This window comes from Roseobacter sp. HKCC-CH-9208, assembly GCF_037805125.1.
In the GTDB taxonomy this organism is placed as follows: domain Bacteria; phylum Pseudomonadota; class Alphaproteobacteria; order Rhodobacterales; family Rhodobacteraceae; genus M30B80.
In genome coordinates this window covers 448,512-466,552 of sequence record NZ_JBBLYK010000001.1, presented here as the reverse complement: position 1 = coordinate 466,552, position 18,041 = coordinate 448,512, and the positions used below count along the sequence as shown (strand labels likewise).

The following is an 18,041-nucleotide window of genomic DNA, read 5'->3' as shown; positions in this document are numbered from 1 at the left end:
GGCACTTAAATTTTTCTGATGAGAAGAATATCAACCACTATCTTTCACACTTTCTGCTACTCAAACGGAGATTAGAAATGGCAACAATAAAATCATCGGTCTCAAATGATCGAGTTGACTTGGGGCGTGAAGTTCCTCTTCCTGCCCCTTTCGTGTTATATTGCGAGTTGTCCGGATTTTGTAATCTCAAGTGAAAGTTTTGCCCACATTATTTAGATCCTGATTCCTTAGTGAAGGATACGATGTCAGCATCGACGTTCGGAAAAATTCTCCATGACATCGAAGAATTGGGCAGATTAAAGGTTCTTAGATTAATTGGAACAGGGGAACCACTTCTAAATAAAAATTTTCTTACTATGGCGCAGTTAGCAAAACAAAGCGAATTCATTGATAAAGTGGAGCTTACAACTAATGCGCTATTGTTTGGACGAAAAGAGTACAAAGAAAAGCTAACTGAGAATCTAGATCGGATTATAATATCCATAGAGGGCTTAGATGGCGCTTCATATCATGAAGTGGCCGGTGTGAAGGTTGATTTTGATAAGCTGGTCAATGACATAAAAGAGCTTTATGAAATGCGATCGAATAAAGATTGCATAATATACATAAAAATACACAACAATAGTATTAAGTCTGATCGTGACCTTCAGAAGTTTTACGACCTATTTGCGGATAAATGTGATGAAATATTTGTAGAAAATCTTGTTAATTTGTGGCCTGAAACTGTTAGTAACTTAGGCTTAGATAACGGTCATCGATTTGGTTTTGAAGACAAAAGGCAGTTGGTGTGTTCGCAAATTTTCAAAAGTATGATGATTAACGCTAATGGAGACGTTGTTCCTTGTTGTGTCGATTTCAAAAGGGTCAATCGACTCGGCAACGTTAATTCGATGAGCTTGAAGGAAATTTGGGATGGACAACAACTCCTTGAGCTAAGGAAAAAACATCTAAGTGGTCAGGGGGGTAGCATTTCACCATGCAGTGGTTGTAGTTATTATCAAAGTGATTTGGATAATATTGATGACCACAGGTTTGAGATACTTAATCGTATATCCTAATTATTATGAATAAAATTATAGATTTTTATTGCTTTAGGGTTAATCTTTGTGATTTATCACAGTGATAAAATATATTTAGTAGTTTTGACCTTTAATAGGATTAATCTTCTCAAAGAGTGCATAAATTCCATACTCTCTCAGAGTAATCTCGATTTTGAACTGGTCATTGCGGACAATGCCTCTACTGATGGAACGCAAGCATGGCTTAGAAGTCTTCAATATGGTTGCAATTCATGTGATTTAATTCTTCGTGACTTCAATATTGGTGCAAGCGCAAACCTGGCAGATGTTATTCGCTCAAAAGTACCTAAGGGAGCGTGGCTGTCAGTCATTTGCGATGATGATACGATAGAGCCAAATTTTGTTGCTGAAGCTAGAAAAGAAATTTTAAATAATCGAAATCTCGAGCCAACCTGCATTTGCTTTTCACACAGAGAATTTCAATCGATAATTCATAGTGAAGGAGTATACCATAAAAATGTGAAGGGTATTTTTTATGGAAAAGATATTGTTGATTCCTTTAACAAAGGAGATATCCGAGTTGCGGGAATTTCAGGATTTTTTTTCAAAAGCCAGGGAGCAGGCTTCAAGTTGCTCGATTATCCAAGGGGTTTTTTAGCTGACACATATATTGTTTATACTGAAGGGTTTAGAAGCTGTCTGATAAGCTCAGATAAATGTGTATATAATCGACGCGCGTGGGACGGTCAGGAATCCTTTTATTCCGACGAAAATATGTTCATGTTGTTTAAGAGCTTCGTTATGTTCCAGCGTGACCTAGAATCATTTATTCATCAGTTGCCCGTTGAGAAGAGGTTCGATGTTAAGCCTCCCCCGTTGCGATCTTGGTTTTTTATTTTTTGGGTGCCGATTTTAACTTCTGGTTCGTTTAGACTAAACGATTTTCTTCGCTATTTAAGCTTTGCCCGTTCTCAAAAGAGTAAATCTTTACATTATGTTTATATGTTTATATTTTTGTGCCTTTTTGCCAGCCCAATTTCTTTGAACATACGTGTCGCGCTAAATCTCTTCAGAAAGCGCATAACGCACGGACGATCGTGATGGCTCTATGGAAATAAATTTAAAGCTAATTTATAGTCATTAATATTATATAATGTGGGTGTTTTTGTATTAAATGCTCTTTACGATAGTATAACGAGGAGTGTCTTTGAGTTTGCCAGTGGTGGTTTTGTTGGATTTTTGTTACAAGAATGGTGTCCAGCATGAATAAGCTTTCGTTTGGATGCCACTTAAAGAATATCATCTGTGTTTTTTCTAGCTGGTTTGTAAAAAGCGAGTTAGAGGCACAATAGATTGAATGTTGAAGGTTGCTCTCGATCGAATTGATTTTTTGTAAAGTGATTAATGAAGGAATTGGTAATAAAATTTTATATTAAAGTTAAACTAGTATTTGCTTGCCTAATTTAAAGGCTGGAGTGGTTGATTTCGTAGCGTCTGCCCTAGCGCAGTACTGAACGAAAGGTTTATTGTGAAACTTTCTAAGTATCAAAAACGGGTCGGAATTGCTCAGCAACGGAAACACGTTGTTATTCTGTGGAATATTTTTGGGGAGCCATTAATCAAGTCATTCATACCTGGTTCAAAATTACGAATATTTTTGCTTCGCCTTTTTGGCGCAAAAATTGGAGAGGGTGTTGTGATTAAGCCAAGAGTGCAGATTAAGTATCCTTGGAAATTGAAGATCGGAGATAACTCTTGGGTAGGCGAAAATGTATGGATCGATAATCTAGTTGATGTAACGATTGATCATGATGTGTGCGTTTCGCAGGGGGTCTACCTTTGCACAGGCAGCCATAATTGGTCTAGCATTACATTTGATCTTATAACACAGCCAATTGTGATTGAAGCCCATACCTGGATCTGTGCTAAGGCTGTCATCGGACCTGGGTCTGTTCTCGGTCAGGGCTCAGTAGTGGGGATGGGTTGTGTATTTTCGGGTACTTTGGAGCCATGGCACATAGTATCAGTACCTCCAGATCGTAAATATTTTTTAAAAAAGCGCGAATTTCTTCAGAGTTGTATATGATGTTTTGAAAAAGATCTTCTTCGAATGATGAAAGAAAATAAATTAAAAGTTTCTATCATAACTGTATGTCGAAATAGCGAAAACGCTATTAGGTCTTGTTTGGAATCGGTTCAGTCGCAGTCTTATAAAAATATTGAGCATGTTATCATTGATGGCGCCTCTTCTGATGGTACGTTAGATGTTATCCGTAATACTAAATTTCCAGATGACATTTTAATTTCTGAGCCTGATCAAGGCATTTATGACGGCATGAATAAGGGAATAGAGAGATCTACCGGCGACTTAATTTGTTTTTTGAATTCGGACGACGTGTACTCGGATCAGGATGTCATAAATGATATAGTTCATCAGATGACCTCAAAAAAATTAGACGCTTTACTTACCGACGTTTGCTTTGTCTCGAAATCGGGGAGGGTGGTCCGTAATTATTCTGCGAAAGACTTCACTCCATCCAAATTAAAGAGTGGTTGGATGCCTCCACATCCAGGAATGTTTATACTTAGGCAGAAAATTTTTGAAGCGGGGCTATTTGAACCAAGCTATAAAATCGCAGGGGATTATGAGTTCTGTATTAAATTATTTAGGTTGCCTGAGCTTTCTTGGTCTTATTATTCGAGGCGAACGGTCGACATGGCATTAGGTGGAGTGAGTACATCAGGCCTCAAGTCGCAATATATTTTAAATTGTGAAGTTTATCGTGCTTGTCGACAGCATGGTATCGACATTAGCTTTCTCAAGTTATTGATGAAGTATCCCCGAAAGGTGCTTGAATTTTTTGTTACAGGTAGAGCTTAAAATGAATATTAAAAAAACAATTAAAAGGCTCCTCAAAAAGAAAGTATTTTCGATGGAGGATGTTATTGATCCAGAGATCGTCAATGATCCCCTTGCAGGCTGGATTTCTGATATCTGTCGGAGACGTGAAGTGCGCTCGATTATCGAAATTGGCTCGAGTTCTGGTGATGGCAGCACTCAAGCGATTTTAAATGGCATCAAGGGGCGCAGTGATTTGTCGGATATGATAATTTGTTGCTTCGAACTGAGCCCAGTACGTTTTAAAAATTTGAAAAAAAATGTATCTGCTTTTAATGTAGTTTATCCATACAACCTCCCATCTGTTGCCAGTTCTGAGTTTCCTTCAGAGGATGAGGTTGAGAAGTTTATGGTGGATTGTGACGGCCCGTTGAAGTCGCTGCCCGTGGATCGTGTCGTAGGGTGGTTGCGGCAGGATATTGAGTACGTGAGGCGGTCGGGTGCTGATATTAATGGCATTTCCGCTGTGAAGTTGCGTCATAACCTTGAGACGTTTGATGCAGCGATCATTGATGGATCGGAATTTACTGGCGCAGTAGAGCTGCGATATCTTATTGGATCCAAGTATATCTTGCTAGACGATACTGAGACATTCAAATGTCGTTTCGCATTTGAGCAGCTCACCTCCGATCCTCGCTACGATTGTATAGCTTATGATCCAAAATTGAGAAACGGATACGCAATTTTTGAACGCATAGATTGATATAACACAATCCCTAGTCAGCGTTTGTGTCGTTAGAATTCAGGAATTCCTCGCGGTATGTTTTTTGAATGCCGTCCTCTAGGCTGACCTTGGGTTTCCATCCGAGATCGAAAATTTTTCTACTGTCCATTAATTTTCGCGGTGTTCCATCAGGCTTGGAAGCGTCAAATGTCAGGCTTCCAATATATCCGCTCTCTCTCGCAATTATCTGTGCAAGCTCCCTGATGGACACTTCCTCACCACTTCCCACATTGATGTGGTCATCCGATGAGTAGTTTTTCAGCAAGAATACTAATGCGTCAGCGAGATCGTCACTGTGCATGAATTCTCGTAGTGGAGTTCCCGATCCCCATATTTCCACAGCACCAGAACCCTTCTCATTCGCCTCATGAAATTTGCGCAACAGTGCTGGAAGCACATGAGAATTTTCCGGGTGGTAGTTGTCACCCGGGCCGTAGAGGTTTGTGGGCATGGCTGAGATCCAGTCTCTGCCGTACTGCCTTCGGTAGGCTCTGACTGAATAAATACCAGCTATTTTGGCAATCGCATAAGCTTCATTAGTTGGCTCAAGCGGTCCAGTTAACAGGGCTTCCTCTTTAATTGGCTGCTCAGCTAGTTTTGGATAAATGCAGGAAGATCCGAGAAAAAGTAACCGGTTAACATTCGCCGCGTGAGCCGCAGCGAATACTGAATTTTGAATGCTTAGATTTTCTTGCAGGAAATCCACCGGATAGGTGTTGTTGGCAATAATTCCGCCAACTCGTGCGGCTGCCATGATAACTGCGTCTGGCCTATTCTCCAGCATCCACTCAGAGGTGGCGCCTTGGTCGCGCAGGTCGAGAGTTTTGCGGTCAGCCGTCAGGATTTCGCAGTTCTCTGACTTCAATCTTCTGACTACTGCAGACCCCACCATTCCTCGATGGCCGGCCACAAAAATACGTTTGTTAGTGGGGTCAAAGATCATCTCAGCCTTCCAAGCTCACTGGTAGCTCAAGCCCGTGTTCCTTAAGGACTTTTGCGCGACGAGCTGCGACCAGGTCCGCCGCGACCATTTCCGAGCACATTTCCTGAGCTGTGATCTCGGGCGTCCAGCCCAACCTTTCTTTTGCCTTTTTGGGGTCCCCGAGCAGCGTATCAACTTCCGCTGGACGGAAATACCTCGCGTCAATGCGCATAATTACATCCCCCGCTTTGACCGAGGGCGCACGGTCACTGTGAACAGCGGTCACCGTAGCAATTTCTTCTGTGCCTGTGCCTGTAAATTCAATTGAAAGGCCAAGTTCTGCAGCCGTCCAGGTTATGAACTCCCTGACGGTATATTGCTGGCCAGTTGCGATGACAAAGTCGTCAGGCCGTTCCTGCTGCAGCATCATCCACTGCATTCTCACGTAGTCTTTCGCGTGCCCCCAGTCTCGCAGGCTGTCTATGTTGCCCATGTAGAGGCACTTTTCTAATCCGAGAGCTATGTTGGCCATGCCCCTAGTGATTTTGCGCGTCACAAAGGTCTCACCACGCCTAGGGCTCTCGTGATTAAATAAAATCCCATTGCAGGCATACAATCCGTAAGCTTCACGGTAATTGACTGTGATCCAGTATGCATAGAGTTTCGCGACGGCATATGGACTGCGCGGGTAGAATGGGGTCGTCTCTTTCTGCGGAGTTTCTTGGACCAAGCCGTATAATTCTGATGTCGAGGCCTGATAGAAGCGCGTTTTCTTTTCAAGACCGAGAAAACGAATGGCCTCCAGCAGGCGCAGCGTCCCCATTGCGTCCACGTCGGCGGTATATTCGGGCGCTTCGAAGCTAACGGCCACGTGAGACTGCGCTCCGAGATTATAGACCTCGTCGGGCTCGATGTCGCGAATAATACGGGTCAGATTTGAACTATCGGTCAAATCTCCATAGTGAAGCTTGAAGCGTGCGTTGTCGACTTGTGGGTCTTCATAAACGTGGTCGACGCGCTGCGTGTTAAACAATGACGCCCGACGCTTAATGCCATGCACTTCATAGCCCTTTTCAAGCAACAATTCTGCGAGATATGAGCCGTCTTGGCCGGTTACGCCGGTAATTAGTGCCTTACGCATATCGATCTCCCGTCATTGCTTTTTTCGCATACATTTCGTAACCCAGCAGTACAAGTGTCAGCGGAAAATATCTCATACAAGGGCGCCATATGCTACGTTTGGATTATTAGAGACCGGACCAAAGCCAGTAAAATTTAAGCAAGGTTCGAATAGTTTGGGTTTCAGAGTATGGTTTTGGGAAAAGCACTTGTAGTCGGGCTTGCAAGAAATGTTGCAAATGTTTTCGAAAAGAACTTCGAGGCTCTTTCCTCTGCAATGAACGTATTTGACAGTGTTTGTTACTACGTCGTGGAGAGCGACAGCTCAGACAACACCCTCGAAATATTTCGTTCGATTAAGCTCAGATCTCCGAATTTTGATTTTGTGTCTCTGGGCAACCTCTCCGATCAACTGCCAAATCGTGTAGACCGTATTGTGCACTGCCGTAATGCTTACTTGGATTATTTTTTTGAGCATCGCGATCAATTTGATTATTTGATTGTCGCGGACTTAGACGGAGTTAATGAAGGCCTAAGCGCATCGGCACTGTCGTCTGTGTGGTCGAAAGGCGTTGAGTGGGACGGGGTCTTTGCCAATCAGTCTTCACTTTATTATGATATTTGGGCACTACGTCACGATGCTTGGTGTCCAGGCGATTGCTGGCAAAATTACCGTTTCTTGATGGGAATTGGTCACTCCGAAGAGCAGGCTCTTTGGGAGGCCGTATTTTCAAAAATGATAAAAATACCGAGGGACCACAATTGGATTTCGGTACGGTCTGCGTTTGGCGGGCTCGGAATATACAAAGCTGCAAGCTTTCCAAACGAATATTACAGTTGTTATGATGACACCGGCGTCGAGGTGTGCGAACACGTAAATTTACATTTATCGCCTGGGTTTCAGAACAAGAAATTGTTTATCAACCCGGCATTGATCAACGGTGGATTGAACGGCCACTCTGAGAAGGCGCTTTTGCGTAGTCGCATCAAGAGGCGACTTCAGAATGCTGAAAAAACGCTTCGCCACTTCAGGGATCGATTGGGTATCGGCCTGAAGTTTGGTCAACTTAAGCGCCGCATAAAAAAATGACACTACCAAAATTGAAACAGTCACTGTCGCGGCGCAGGCTTCTGTTAGAGGCATCATTCTTCAAATTCGACTGTCTGTGGTCTAAGTATTACCCTTTCTTATGCGACGGAAACATTCGTAACAAGCACGTTTTCGATAGTACGGAAAGGTTACTTACCGAGGAGCAATGGCAGAACTGTTACAATCCTGAGGGAAAAATTTTCTGGGTCAAATTGGGTAGCTACAGAAATGGAAATCTCAACAATTTGACCGGCTTCGTGAAGCATGTTCTCCCAAAAATTTCTCATCCATTTACGTTAGTAACTACCGATGGAGATAGCTCTGTCCCAAACGATTTGAGTGAAAACGTTTTGCACAGATTACTTGAACATCCTAATTTAGTTGCGTGGTACACGCAAAATCTAGTAGACGAACATCACCCAAAATTACACTCAATACCCATTGGATTGGACCTGCACACCGACCGTGGATTTGGCGTAGGGATCAAGCTGCAAACTACATTCCGCGCAATTGCTACTCAGCCTTCAGAGCCGCGGCTAGATCGTGTGTTGGTTGATTTTGCGACAAGTTCCAACTCAAATCTGCGAAAAAGCTTCATAACGGCTAACAAAGATAATTGTTTTGTGGACATACTGTCTGCCCGGATTCCACAGCCTGAATTATGGAAAATGTATCGCCGTTACCGTTGGGTTGTGTCGTTGCCCGGAAATGGCTTGGACTGCCACAGAACTTGGGAGGCTGGGTATCTGGGCGCTAATGTTTTAGTGGCCGATGGTGCCTTACAGACTGTGCATAATCAAAAATTTATCACACAAATCGATCCGCATAATCGCATTGAAAAAAGTGATTTAGAAGGGGGTGGCGCATGCTCTTTTTCAAATGATGAAATCGTATCGGATTTGTACAGACGCTTTATTTCGCCAATAAAAGTGTCTCAATGTGACGCGTAATTTGGTTCGCATATATTTGGTGACTGTATTTCAGACCATCTGATTGCAAAAATTTTTTTCCATTTCGAATTATTTTTAGACGCTCCTCAATGTCCAAACTACCGCAATGCTGAACAATATCTTTAGATGATTGGAATTGAGACGCGTCTATTACTGCAGTTTTGAGCGATTGTGGGATACCATGGTGCCCCCAATAAATTGGAATTGAACCACCTAAAATAGCATCGAATACCTTTTCTGAAAGGTATCCAGGGTAGATGCAATTCTCAAAGCATATGTTAAAAGTCGAGCTCCTAATGACATCGTTCTTGCTGACGCAGATGCCTCCGTATGACTTTAAATTTCCTCGTATTTTTAGTTTCCGCGCAATTTTTTGAAGTTTTGGAAATGCAAGTAGCTCATGACGTATGTCCCAGGCGGATCCATAAAGTTTGAATTCTTCAGTGTTAGACGTCTCAAAATACTGAATAATTCTGGCGCGTTCTTTGTAGAGGTCTTTATATTTCACCGGATTTTTGAAGTTTTTATTGGCCGCTATCATCGAGAATGTATTCGACCCACAGTCTCTGTCATTTTCAACTGCTTGCGTTAGATCGTTGGCATCCCAGCAGGGTAGTTCCGCCAAAACATGATTTTCGATCGCTTGTAACGCTGGATTAAAGGAAATGACCTTGTCGTAAAGTTTGCAGGAACTGGCATTATTTAGCGGTGCTATCTCCGGTGTTTCCATAAACAGACCGACAGAGTAGGGGGCGGAAGTGCGTCGCTTTCCTGCATTTACGTGGATCTCCATGTCGATCTTTAATTCTGGAAGGCCTCGAATGTCGCCGGGAAATATAAGTCTACATCCCCGAGAACTCAGGTTGTCCCTCAAGATGCCACACCAAAGATTGCGCTTATCAGTACCAGAGATTTCTTCTCGGCTTGCCTTTGAGCTAGAGGCAAAGTCGTAATTTATCAGCACTGTCTTTATTTCGTCGTTCATATTTTACAGTATCTTATTTCTACGGTTTATGGGCCTCATCGAAGCTGTATTCTTTGAGCCAAATCACTTGGGTGGACATATCCGTTTTACTTCAAGCTGGCCACTCTTACTGTCTCTAGATATTCTGTGGCCACCGAGGAAGTTATCCATTAGTACCGTGGACAGTGTCGGTAGTCAGAGAGCCAGTTACCAAACGTTTTTGCGAGAAGTTTTTAGCTTGAAGCCTAGTGAAATAACAGAAAAACGTTCTTGGCGACTAGTAGTGCGCCTGTGGCGAGAGCATGTGATTGGCTATTGGCCCATCCTGTTATTTGCGCTGATTTTAATGAGCTTAGAAGGCGCCGCCTTGGGTGCTTTCGCTTGGATGGTACGTCCATTGTTTGATGAGCTATTTCAGGCCCAGTCACTGGATGGTTTGTGGCGCGTGGTAGCGATAATTGGCGGTTTGTTCTCATTTCGGGCGGTTGCTGGCTTTGTTCAGCGTTTGATCATGTCTGCGCTTGGTCTCAAGGTCACCACTGCCATACAAACTCGTCTGGTTCGTCATCTACTTACGTTAGACGGCGATGTGTACACACGGCATCCCGTTGGCGAGCTCATAGAGCGTGTAAGGGGCGACAGTACTACGCTCCAGACCGCGGCGACGAGCCTGTTGCTGTCATTGGGCAAGGATGCAGTGTCGCTTGTGGCTCTCTCTTTTGTCATGTTCTCTAACGATTGGCAGTGGTCATTGGTCGCTCTTGTTGGGCTTCCACTTATTTTCTTACCAATGACGCTTCTCTTAAAGCTAATTCGTAGAACGGCATTTGCAGCCCGTGAGGCTGCAGCTGGCCTAACTACCCGGCTTGATGAGATGTTCCACGGAATTCAGTCGATCAAAGTGAACCGACTCGAGCATCATGAGACGAGCAGGTTTGAGCGGGGCATCAAGCAGTACTTACGTCAACAGATCAGGTCTAATGCAGGGCAATCTGCAAACCCCTCTTTGATAGACTTAGTGTCGGGTATTGGCTTCGTCTCCGTAACTTTATTTGGAGCTACAGCTATCGTGACGGGTGAGAAGTCAGTTGGAGACTTCATGTCATTCATTACTGCTCTGTCTTTAATGTTTGATCCGTTGAAGCGACTTTCAAATTTAGCTGGCAGCCTTCAGTCAGCCGCCGCTTCCCTTGAACGCATTTACGGAATGCTTGACCAAAAGCCTACCGTTTTGTCTCCCGCACACCCCAAGCCTATCGCGCCTGGTGATATTGTGTTTGATCGCGTTGAGTTTTCGTATGGCGATTTGCAGATCATCAAGGAGTTCAGTTTTACGGCTAAGAAGGGCCAGACGACCGCTATTGTTGGCCCGTCCGGCGCTGGCAAGACTACACTTTTCGCTCTGCTCACCCGTTTGATCGATCCTGTTTCCGGTTCAGTCAGTATTGGTGATGTTAAAACGACCGATGCAGGCTTGTCTGATTTGAGGGATATGATCGCAGTTGTCGGTCAGGAAACCGCTCTATTTGATGATACGATTGAAGATAACATCAGGCTTGGGCGCTTAAATGCAACACCAGACGAAATTAAGCAGGCAGCCGAAGACGCTTCCGTTATGGAGTTTGTCAGACAACTGCCTGATGGTTTGAAATCCGCAGTCGGGCCTCGCGGTTCATCACTTTCAGGAGGTCAGCGCCAGCGGGTGGCCATTGCCCGTGCAATGGTAAAAAATGCACCGATTTTGTTGCTCGATGAGCCTACATCTGCTTTAGATACTCATTCTGAAAAATTGGTGCAGTCAGCCCTAGATCGCTTATCACAAGGGCGTACAACCTTGGTGATTGCCCATCGTCTGTCTACAGTGCGGCATGCTGATAAAATTGTGGTGATGGATCGCGGTAAGGTCGTGGAAGAGGGGAACCACGACACTTTGATAGAAAAAGGCGGCGTCTATGCGGGCCTCTTCCAGCTGCAGTTAATGACTGGCACTTTAGTGTGATCGTGTGGAGCGTTGGCTTCTCATCTCAAATGTCCCTAAGCTGATTTATCGATTAGGATCGGAGCCTGATTGTAATTCCAAATGAGTTTTGCGAAATTCGCGCTAACCGACAGCGCTGTAATAGAGATACGCTGACAATGAATAAAATGAATAATGCAAATATTCACCCTGTAATTTTGTGCGGCGGTTCTGGCACTCGTCTTTGGCCCGTCAGTCGAGCTGCCTTCCCCAAGCAATTTGTTAAATTGCATGGCGATGGCAGTCTTTTTCAGCAAGCTTCATCTCGTTTGTCAGGCGAAGGATTTTACGACCCGTTAATTGTGACGTCTGTCCCATTTCGTTTCACTGCACAGGAGCAATTGAACGACATCGGCATCCAGCATTCTGGAATTATGTTGGAGCCAGAGGGGCGCAATACTGCACCAGCAGTCTTGGCGGCAAGCTTATTGGCAGCACAGCGGGACCCCAACGCCGTGTTGCTAATAGCATCGTCAGATCATGTGGTATCAGATCCTGCTGCATTTCGTGATGCTGTTAAGGCTGCGCTTCCTTCTGCACTATCTGGAAACATTGTCACATTTGGTATTCGCCCGGACCGGCCTGAGACTGGGTATGGATATCTAGAGCTTGAAGAGAAAGATGTTGAAGTTTGTGCTCCTCTGAAGCGTTTTGTTGAAAAGCCTGATCTTGCAGACGCAGAGGCCATGCTCGCTGCAGGGACGTATTTATGGAATGCAGGCATTTTCTTGTTCAGAGCAGACACAATTCTAGAAGCATTTCAGAAATACGAACCAAATATGGTCACTCATGCTGAGGCGGCCATAAGAAATTCTAAGCAGGACTTAGGATTTTTGAGGCTCGACCCTGAAGCATGGTCGCGACTTAATTCGATTTCGATAGACTACGCAATTATGGAGAAGGCCGATAATCTATCCGTAATGCCTTACAATGGTCATTGGTCTGACCTGGGATCTTGGTCGGCTGTTGCCGATCAATCTGCTGAAGCTGCTGACGAGAACGGGAACGTGGTTTCAAATTCGGCAATTGCCATAGACTGCCACAATAGTCTGTTGCGCACTGAAGACGAAGGTCCACGCCTGATTGGCATTGGTTTAGAAGACATGGTCGCTGTTGCGACGGGCGATGCTGTGCTGTTAGCCCACAAGGATCAGAGCCAGAGAGTTCGTGAAGCAGTAGATCTTCTAAAAAAAGAGGGAGCTAAGGAGGCAACTGAATTCTCTCGGGACTTTCGCCCGTGGGGATGGTTTGAGAGCCTTGCTATGGGCGCGCGTTTCCAGGTTAAGCGAATTGTCGTCAAGCCCGGCGGTATTTTGTCACTGCAGTCTCACAAGTTTCGCGCAGAGCACTGGATTGTGGTTGAAGGTACGGCCAAAGTTACCATCGGAGACGATGTTAAGTTGGTGTCGGAAAACCAGTCAGTTTACGTTCCTCTTGGCGCAATTCACCGACTTGAAAACCCTGGAGATGTTCCAATGGTTCTCATTGAAGTACAAACGGGGTCGTACCTTGGTGAAGACGATATTATTCGGCATGAAGACGTATACGCGCGTACTTAATCACAATTTTAGTGTTCGAAGCTTTCGGATATGTGCGAATTTGTACGGCGCTTAAAAGGTTTTGGATAAGGAATAGGATAAATGAAGCAGAGTACGACATTAGTGACCGGCGGTGCTGGTTTTTTGGGGTCGCACCTGTGTGATCGATTAATCGATCGTGGAGATGAAGTGATCTGCCTGGATAATTTTTTCACAGGGCAGAAAGACAACATCATTCACTTGATGAATAATCCAAAGTTTGAGTTGATCCGGCACGACGTCACGTTTCCGCTCTATCTAGAAATTGATCGAATTTATAATTTGGCATGCCCGGCATCGCCAGTGCATTATCAACACGATCCAGTGCAGACGACTAAGACGAGCGTCCACGGTGCTATCAATATGCTCGGACTTGCGAAGAGAACTGGAGCACGGATATTTCAAGCTTCTACCAGCGAGGTGTATGGTGATCCGGAGCAACACCCACAGTCTGAGGAGTATTGGGGCCACGTAAACCCGATTGGGATTAGGTCTTGCTATGACGAGGGCAAGCGGTGCGCTGAGACATTATTTTTTGACTATCACAGGCAGCATCAAGTCGAAATCAAAGTAGCCCGTATTTTCAATACCTACGGCCCGAGAATGCATCCTTCGGACGGAAGGGTAGTCAGTAATTTCATATGCCAAGCTCTGCGGGGTGAAGACATAACAATATTTGGCGACGGTCTACAGACGCGCTCTTTTTGTTATGTTGATGACTTGGTGTCGGCTTTTGTTCTGTTGATGGACAGTAATAGCGAGATCACTGGGCCAATTAACTTGGGCAATCCAAATGAGTTTACAATGCTTGAGCTCGCAGAAAAGGTCCTGTCGATAGTTGGTGGTTCTTCAAAGCTCATTTTTAAGGAATTGCCACAAGATGACCCACGCCAACGTCAGCCGGATATTACTAAGGCAAAGTCTATGTTGAATTGGGAGCCGTCAGTGCAGCTTGATGACGGTCTTTCGGAGACGGTGAAGTATTTCCGCCATTTGTTGGGATAAGAAACCTAACTCCACACACATAATTTTACGGTTACTAGGTGACTAAAATGCCTGCTAATTTGGGTTGTAATCAATAGGCATATTTTTCAATGCCATTTTGATCTCATCAAGATTATTCGATGTCATATAATTTTCGATAGTACCGATTGCTTGAAGATGTTTGGAGTGTGCATTTTGTGCTCGCGTAGGCTCAACCATTATCCTTGGGTGTAATGTCGTGCTTGCGTCACGTCCTATCAACAATTCTTCATAAAGTTTTTCGCCGGGTCGCAATCCTGTGATTTTAATTGGCAGTCCGTCTGTTACAGGAGTTTCCTGGCCGACAACATACGTCTCCCTGCCTTGGAGGCGAGCCATTGTGCGTGCGAGCTCCATTATTTTGATGGGTTCGCCCATGTCTAGAAGATATATTTCTCCAGCTTCAGCCATTGAGCTCGCCTGGATCACCAACTGCGCTGCCTCGGGAATGGTCATGAAGTATCGAGTGATTTCTGTGTGCGTCAGAGTGATAGGGCCACCTGCTTGAATTTGTTCTTGAAATTTCGGGATGACAGATCCCGATGAACCGAGGACATTCCCAAAACGAACTGCGCAGAATTTCGTTTTGGGATATTCTAGAGCAGCATCCTGCATAACCAGTTCTGCGATGCGTTTTGTTGCTCCCATGATATTGGTTGGACGCACAGCTTTGTCGGTTGATACCAGTGTAAAGTGTTTCACACGGCATTGACCTGCAGCTTGAGCAACTGTCTGTGTCCCAAAAACGTTGTTTCTGATGCCCTCAATTGCGTTGTCTTCAACGAGTGGCACGTGTTTGTATGCTGCAGCGTGGAACAAAGTCTCTACGGCATGCTCTTCAATGGTTTTCTTTACCAAATCTTGGTTTGTCACTGATCCCATTATTGGAATGAGTTCGACATTGTCGCTATTTGACGATGATGAACCCTTTAATTGTTCTAGGATCTGATAAAGTGCGAACTCAGAGTTTTCAAAGAGTATGAGTTTTTTGGGGCATTGCTTAAATATTTGCCGGCAAAGCTCGCTTCCAATTGATCCTCCTGCTCCCGTTACCATCACTGACTTTAGGGCAGTGGTTTTCTTCATCAGCTCGGGAATTGGAGGAACTGTTTCTCGCCCGAGCAGTTCCTCCACCGTCACGCGTCGAAGGTCTGAAACTTCTACACGCCCTGAAATGAGATCTGCTAAATTTGGAATGACGCGAACATCAAGTCCAATTTTTGAAAGGGAGCGTACTGCCCTTCTACGTTCATTGGCTTGATCGTCGGGAAGTGCGACAATAGCGGTCGTGATGTTAAGAGTTTTTATGCTTTTTTCAATTTCTGTGGGCGGTATGACCCTAATGCCAGCGACTTCTCTTCCTGTCATACTGTCTGATGCGTCAACGAACAGCTTTGGATTGTAGGATGGGTTCGCTTCGAGGGCTTGTAGGACCTGTCTTCCGACATCAGCTGCACCATAGATTAGGACAGGTTCTCCGCCTCGTGTTTGCGATGACAAATAAACGCCACGCATGATAAAGCGCGTCCCGCCAATCACTATAAGTAAAAGTGCAAAATAAATTCCTGGTACAGAACGAGGGACGCGAAGTGAAAAACCCTGACTAATAACAAACATTGTCACTGCTGAAACTGCCACGCCAATTGCAACAGTTTTGACGGCACGATCGGCCATGAAGCGTACGACCGCTCTGTATAGGCCAAGCACTGTAAATGTTGCCAAAGTCACGGGGATAACTGGTAGTAAAACCAGCCAAGGCCTCGCGTGGAAAGGCGTAGTAATGCCGTCTAGGCGAAGCGCCATTGCAAGCCAGAAACAAAATCCAATAGCGAAACTGTCAAACGTTAACTGGATCAATCGCTTCTGGTGGCGAGGAAGTTCGAACAGTGTCTTCAAGTCTCTACCCTGCTGCAAATCTTTTATTTAGCGTTTATTAACGTTGCACGCGTATGTCCACGACCGTTCTGGTACCCCATGCCAATTGACCGTGCTGGTGACAACATTATTTTGTAAGACAGTGACGCTTCAATATCATAGCGTTGCGTTTACACAGCATGATGTTTGGAGCTATGGACTATAATTTATAGTCTACTTCGCGCCCCAAGATGTCAGAATACGAGCTCGACTGGACAGCAGCTCTTGGGTAGCTGAGAGCGAATATGAAATCGTTTTGTGATTTCTCCCAGACAACATCAATGGCTGCAACTTTGTCGGGCAAACCTTGTTCCAGTAAATCGATGCTCATTCTTGCACATGTCTCAATCGATTTTATTGCTCTTGGTTTCACCAAATAGCATGCGGTTGTTCTCGTGCTTGAGGATATCAAAAAATTTGGGTCTACTTGAATTCCGTTGCGTCTATTGTATGCCAAGCACAGTACGTCCATGCGGTTGTCTTGATAAAAATGCTCAATCAAATGGTCGAGCCGTTCTCTATCTACTGTGAACTCGAGATCGTCTTCGCAAACCATCAGGAGCCGATGCTGTTCGACCACATAGGATGACAGAACATCGCGATGTGACATCGCGCAACCAATTGCACCGCGTTGATGCTTGTGAGCAGCAAACCTATTTGCATTTATCACACCAATTTTTACGAATTCTTGTTCTATCCGCTCGCGCCGGTCCGTTCTATGGTCGAGATTAATGTAGACGATATCACAACGCTCTAATCCATATTCGTTATCCGGCCCAATGGCAGTGACCTTTTGAACGCGCTTCCACCGCCATTTTAAACGCAAGTGTTGCAGCAAGCGTTTTAGTTCACGTTTGGGGCTCATTGTTCAAAACCTTAGCCAGTTAGGCATATAAATATCTTCAATCGTTTCTGTTGATCTGGCGAACCAATTTTTGGGTGATATCACTATATGCCCATCGTCTGTATATCCGTGTGCATTTGCCAGCCACGCTCCCCACCAACTAAAGCTTGAATTTGCTATGATGTGATGTTTGCACTGTGACATCAACATCATGTCATAATAGCTTAAATGTCCAACGTTTCCGGTTACGTATGTGATATCCTCTGCCTGCCCCAGTTCGTGCCTCGCTTCTTGCAATTCGTCAGAAAACACAAAAAAATGCGGTCGGCTTAATGACGCCCGCATGTGTTCGATGGCCTTATGATAGTAAGGCCACTCACAAATCCCATGAAAAGCTTTAACATTCGGATTGGAGACATAATCCCCACGGCGCACATGCACGCTAACCGACGTAGAGTTCAAAATATTATCGGAAATTCGTTGGTTTTCGTCAGTGAGTATGTCTTTGAACGTAAACGCTTGAGCAATTTTCTCTCTAGAGCCTTTGAAATATTTTTCTGATTGCCAATACCCGGAGAGATATTTGGGCCCAGACAGACTGTCGAAGCCTTCCCAGTAATTGTGACTGGGTTGATTGACTTTGCGGCCTAAGCGTTTCTGCAGTACGCTTGGATCTGGGCTGGCGCTGCCACGGGTATCTCTTCGCATCCTAAACCCGAGCACAGTGAACAAATCTAAGTTTGATGCTATTTGGAAATCACCGTTAAAGATTTCATTCAATTGATATCCTTGGTGGAGACGGTATTTGCGTAAACTTGTCAGATCGAGACGCAACTTCTGGCCCGTGCTTTCAGACAGTGCGCGACCTGCAGCGTATTGAAACATCTGATTACCCAATCCGCCGATAAGACGGGTGATGATCATAACGTCACCACATGCATTACGATATCTATTTCGTGTTGCAATTCTATGCCCCGCT

16 protein-coding genes are annotated in these 18,041 nt (G+C 44.7%); 10 read left to right on the top strand and 6 right to left on the bottom strand.

The genetic code is table 11. The features are described 5' to 3' along the window. Window positions 1–242 precede the first annotated feature (242 nt). The 5 genes from AAC621_RS02325 (at window position 243) to AAC621_RS02305 (ending at window position 4,621) form a co-directional block, all read left to right on the top strand. The gene (locus tag AAC621_RS02325; protein ID WP_340251829.1) at window positions 243–1,058 is read left to right on the top strand and encodes a radical SAM/SPASM domain-containing protein; all 816 of its coding nucleotides are present in this window, start codon (window positions 243–245) and stop codon (window positions 1,056–1,058) included. A gap of 48 nt (window positions 1,059–1,106) precedes the next feature. Further along, window positions 1,107–2,120: a glycosyltransferase family 2 protein gene (locus tag AAC621_RS02320; RefSeq protein WP_340251827.1), complete on the top strand. Its 1,014-nt coding sequence runs from the start codon at window positions 1,107–1,109 to the stop codon at window positions 2,118–2,120. A 427-nt stretch (window positions 2,121–2,547) separates the two neighbouring features. Continuing rightward, complete coding sequence (locus tag AAC621_RS02315) at window positions 2,548–3,105, top strand: WcaF family extracellular polysaccharide biosynthesis acetyltransferase (RefSeq protein ID WP_340251825.1); 558 nt, start codon at window positions 2,548–2,550, stop codon at window positions 3,103–3,105. 24 nt (window positions 3,106–3,129) lie between these two features. Further along, the gene (locus AAC621_RS02310; protein WP_340251822.1) at window positions 3,130–3,900 is read left to right on the top strand and encodes a glycosyltransferase family 2 protein; all 771 of its coding nucleotides are present in this window, start codon (window positions 3,130–3,132) and stop codon (window positions 3,898–3,900) included. Between the two features lies 1 nt (window position 3,901). Next, window positions 3,902–4,621, top strand: coding sequence for a hypothetical protein (locus tag AAC621_RS02305; protein ID WP_340251820.1), 720 nt, complete (start codon window positions 3,902–3,904; stop codon window positions 4,619–4,621). A 13-nt stretch (window positions 4,622–4,634) separates the two neighbouring features. Here the strand turns inward: AAC621_RS02305 and AAC621_RS02300 are convergent, their stop codons facing one another. Then, window positions 4,635–5,585: a GDP-L-fucose synthase family protein gene (locus AAC621_RS02300; RefSeq protein ID WP_340251818.1), complete on the bottom strand. Its 951-nt coding sequence runs from the start codon at window positions 5,583–5,585 to the stop codon at window positions 4,635–4,637. Between the two features lies 1 nt (window position 5,586). Further along, a complete protein-coding gene (gene gmd, locus AAC621_RS02295) occupies window positions 5,587–6,705 on the bottom strand; it encodes a GDP-mannose 4,6-dehydratase (RefSeq protein WP_340251816.1) in 1,119 nt (372 codons plus the stop codon). Between the two features lie 168 nt (window positions 6,706–6,873). Between gmd and AAC621_RS02290 the strand changes: the two genes are divergently transcribed. Beyond that, on the top strand, window positions 6,874–7,773 hold the full coding sequence (locus tag AAC621_RS02290) for a hypothetical protein (protein ID WP_340251814.1): 900 nt from the start codon (window positions 6,874–6,876) through the stop codon (window positions 7,771–7,773). Further along, on the top strand, window positions 7,770–8,723 hold the full coding sequence (locus AAC621_RS02285; protein ID WP_340251811.1) for a hypothetical protein: 954 nt from the start codon (window positions 7,770–7,772) through the stop codon (window positions 8,721–8,723). The genes AAC621_RS02290 and AAC621_RS02285 overlap by 4 nt, the downstream gene beginning before the upstream one ends. Here AAC621_RS02285 and AAC621_RS02280 read toward each other — a convergent pair. Next, window positions 8,686–9,708: a glycosyltransferase family 10 domain-containing protein gene (locus tag AAC621_RS02280; protein ID WP_340251809.1), complete on the bottom strand. Its 1,023-nt coding sequence runs from the start codon at window positions 9,706–9,708 to the stop codon at window positions 8,686–8,688. The genes AAC621_RS02285 and AAC621_RS02280 overlap by 38 nt on opposite strands. A 217-nt stretch (window positions 9,709–9,925) precedes the next feature. On the opposite strand from AAC621_RS02280, the gene AAC621_RS02275 reads away from it, so the two are divergent. The 3 genes from AAC621_RS02275 (at window position 9,926) to AAC621_RS02265 (ending at window position 14,286) form a co-directional block, all read left to right on the top strand. Further along, on the top strand, window positions 9,926–11,686 hold the full coding sequence (locus AAC621_RS02275) for an ABC transporter ATP-binding protein (RefSeq protein WP_340251807.1): 1,761 nt from the start codon (window positions 9,926–9,928) through the stop codon (window positions 11,684–11,686). 137 nt (window positions 11,687–11,823) lie between these two features. After that, on the top strand, window positions 11,824–13,263 hold the full coding sequence (locus tag AAC621_RS02270; RefSeq protein WP_340251805.1) for a mannose-1-phosphate guanylyltransferase/mannose-6-phosphate isomerase: 1,440 nt from the start codon (window positions 11,824–11,826) through the stop codon (window positions 13,261–13,263). 81 nt (window positions 13,264–13,344) lie between these two features. Then, the gene (locus AAC621_RS02265) at window positions 13,345–14,286 is read left to right on the top strand and encodes a UDP-glucuronic acid decarboxylase family protein (protein ID WP_340251803.1); all 942 of its coding nucleotides are present in this window, start codon (window positions 13,345–13,347) and stop codon (window positions 14,284–14,286) included. 54 nt (window positions 14,287–14,340) lie between these two features. On the opposite strand, the gene AAC621_RS02260 is transcribed toward AAC621_RS02265, so the two are convergent. The 3 genes from AAC621_RS02260 to AAC621_RS02250 form a co-directional block, all read right to left on the bottom strand. Then, window positions 14,341–16,200, bottom strand: a complete 1,860-nt coding sequence (locus AAC621_RS02260; protein WP_340251801.1) for a polysaccharide biosynthesis protein — start codon at window positions 16,198–16,200, stop codon at window positions 14,341–14,343. Between the two features lie 178 nt (window positions 16,201–16,378). Beyond that, a complete protein-coding gene (locus AAC621_RS02255; protein ID WP_340251799.1) occupies window positions 16,379–17,083 on the bottom strand; it encodes a hypothetical protein in 705 nt (234 codons plus the stop codon). 3 nt (window positions 17,084–17,086) lie between these two features. Next, the gene (locus tag AAC621_RS02250; protein ID WP_340251797.1) at window positions 17,087–17,986 is read right to left on the bottom strand and encodes an alpha-1,2-fucosyltransferase; all 900 of its coding nucleotides are present in this window, start codon (window positions 17,984–17,986) and stop codon (window positions 17,087–17,089) included. Window positions 17,987–18,041: the final 55 nt, after the last annotated feature.

Excerpts from the sequence above, each read along its gene's own strand:
- AAC621_RS02255 (WP_340251799.1), bottom strand. The coding sequence starts at position 17,083 with ATGAGCCCCAAACGTGAACTAAAACGCTTGCTGCAACACTTGCGTTTA.
- AAC621_RS02305 (WP_340251820.1), top strand. The coding sequence starts at position 3,902 with ATGAATATTAAAAAAACAATTAAAAGGCTCCTCAAAAAGAAAGTATTT.
- AAC621_RS02280 (WP_340251809.1), bottom strand. The coding sequence starts at position 9,708 with ATGAACGACGAAATAAAGACAGTGCTGATAAATTACGACTTTGCCTCT.
- AAC621_RS02270 (WP_340251805.1), top strand. The coding sequence starts at position 11,824 with ATGAATAAAATGAATAATGCAAATATTCACCCTGTAATTTTGTGCGGC.
- AAC621_RS02325 (WP_340251829.1), top strand. The coding sequence starts at position 243 with ATGTCAGCATCGACGTTCGGAAAAATTCTCCATGACATCGAAGAATTG.
- AAC621_RS02310 (WP_340251822.1), top strand. The coding sequence starts at position 3,130 with ATGATGAAAGAAAATAAATTAAAAGTTTCTATCATAACTGTATGTCGA.
- AAC621_RS02250 (WP_340251797.1), bottom strand. The coding sequence starts at position 17,986 with ATGATCATCACCCGTCTTATCGGCGGATTGGGTAATCAGATGTTTCAA.
- AAC621_RS02290 (WP_340251814.1), top strand. The coding sequence starts at position 6,874 with ATGGTTTTGGGAAAAGCACTTGTAGTCGGGCTTGCAAGAAATGTTGCA.
- gmd (WP_340251816.1), bottom strand. The coding sequence starts at position 6,705 with ATGCGTAAGGCACTAATTACCGGCGTAACCGGCCAAGACGGCTCATAT.
- AAC621_RS02300 (WP_340251818.1), bottom strand. The coding sequence starts at position 5,585 with ATGATCTTTGACCCCACTAACAAACGTATTTTTGTGGCCGGCCATCGA.
- AAC621_RS02285 (WP_340251811.1), top strand. The coding sequence starts at position 7,770 with ATGACACTACCAAAATTGAAACAGTCACTGTCGCGGCGCAGGCTTCTG.
- AAC621_RS02265 (WP_340251803.1), top strand. The coding sequence starts at position 13,345 with ATGAAGCAGAGTACGACATTAGTGACCGGCGGTGCTGGTTTTTTGGGG.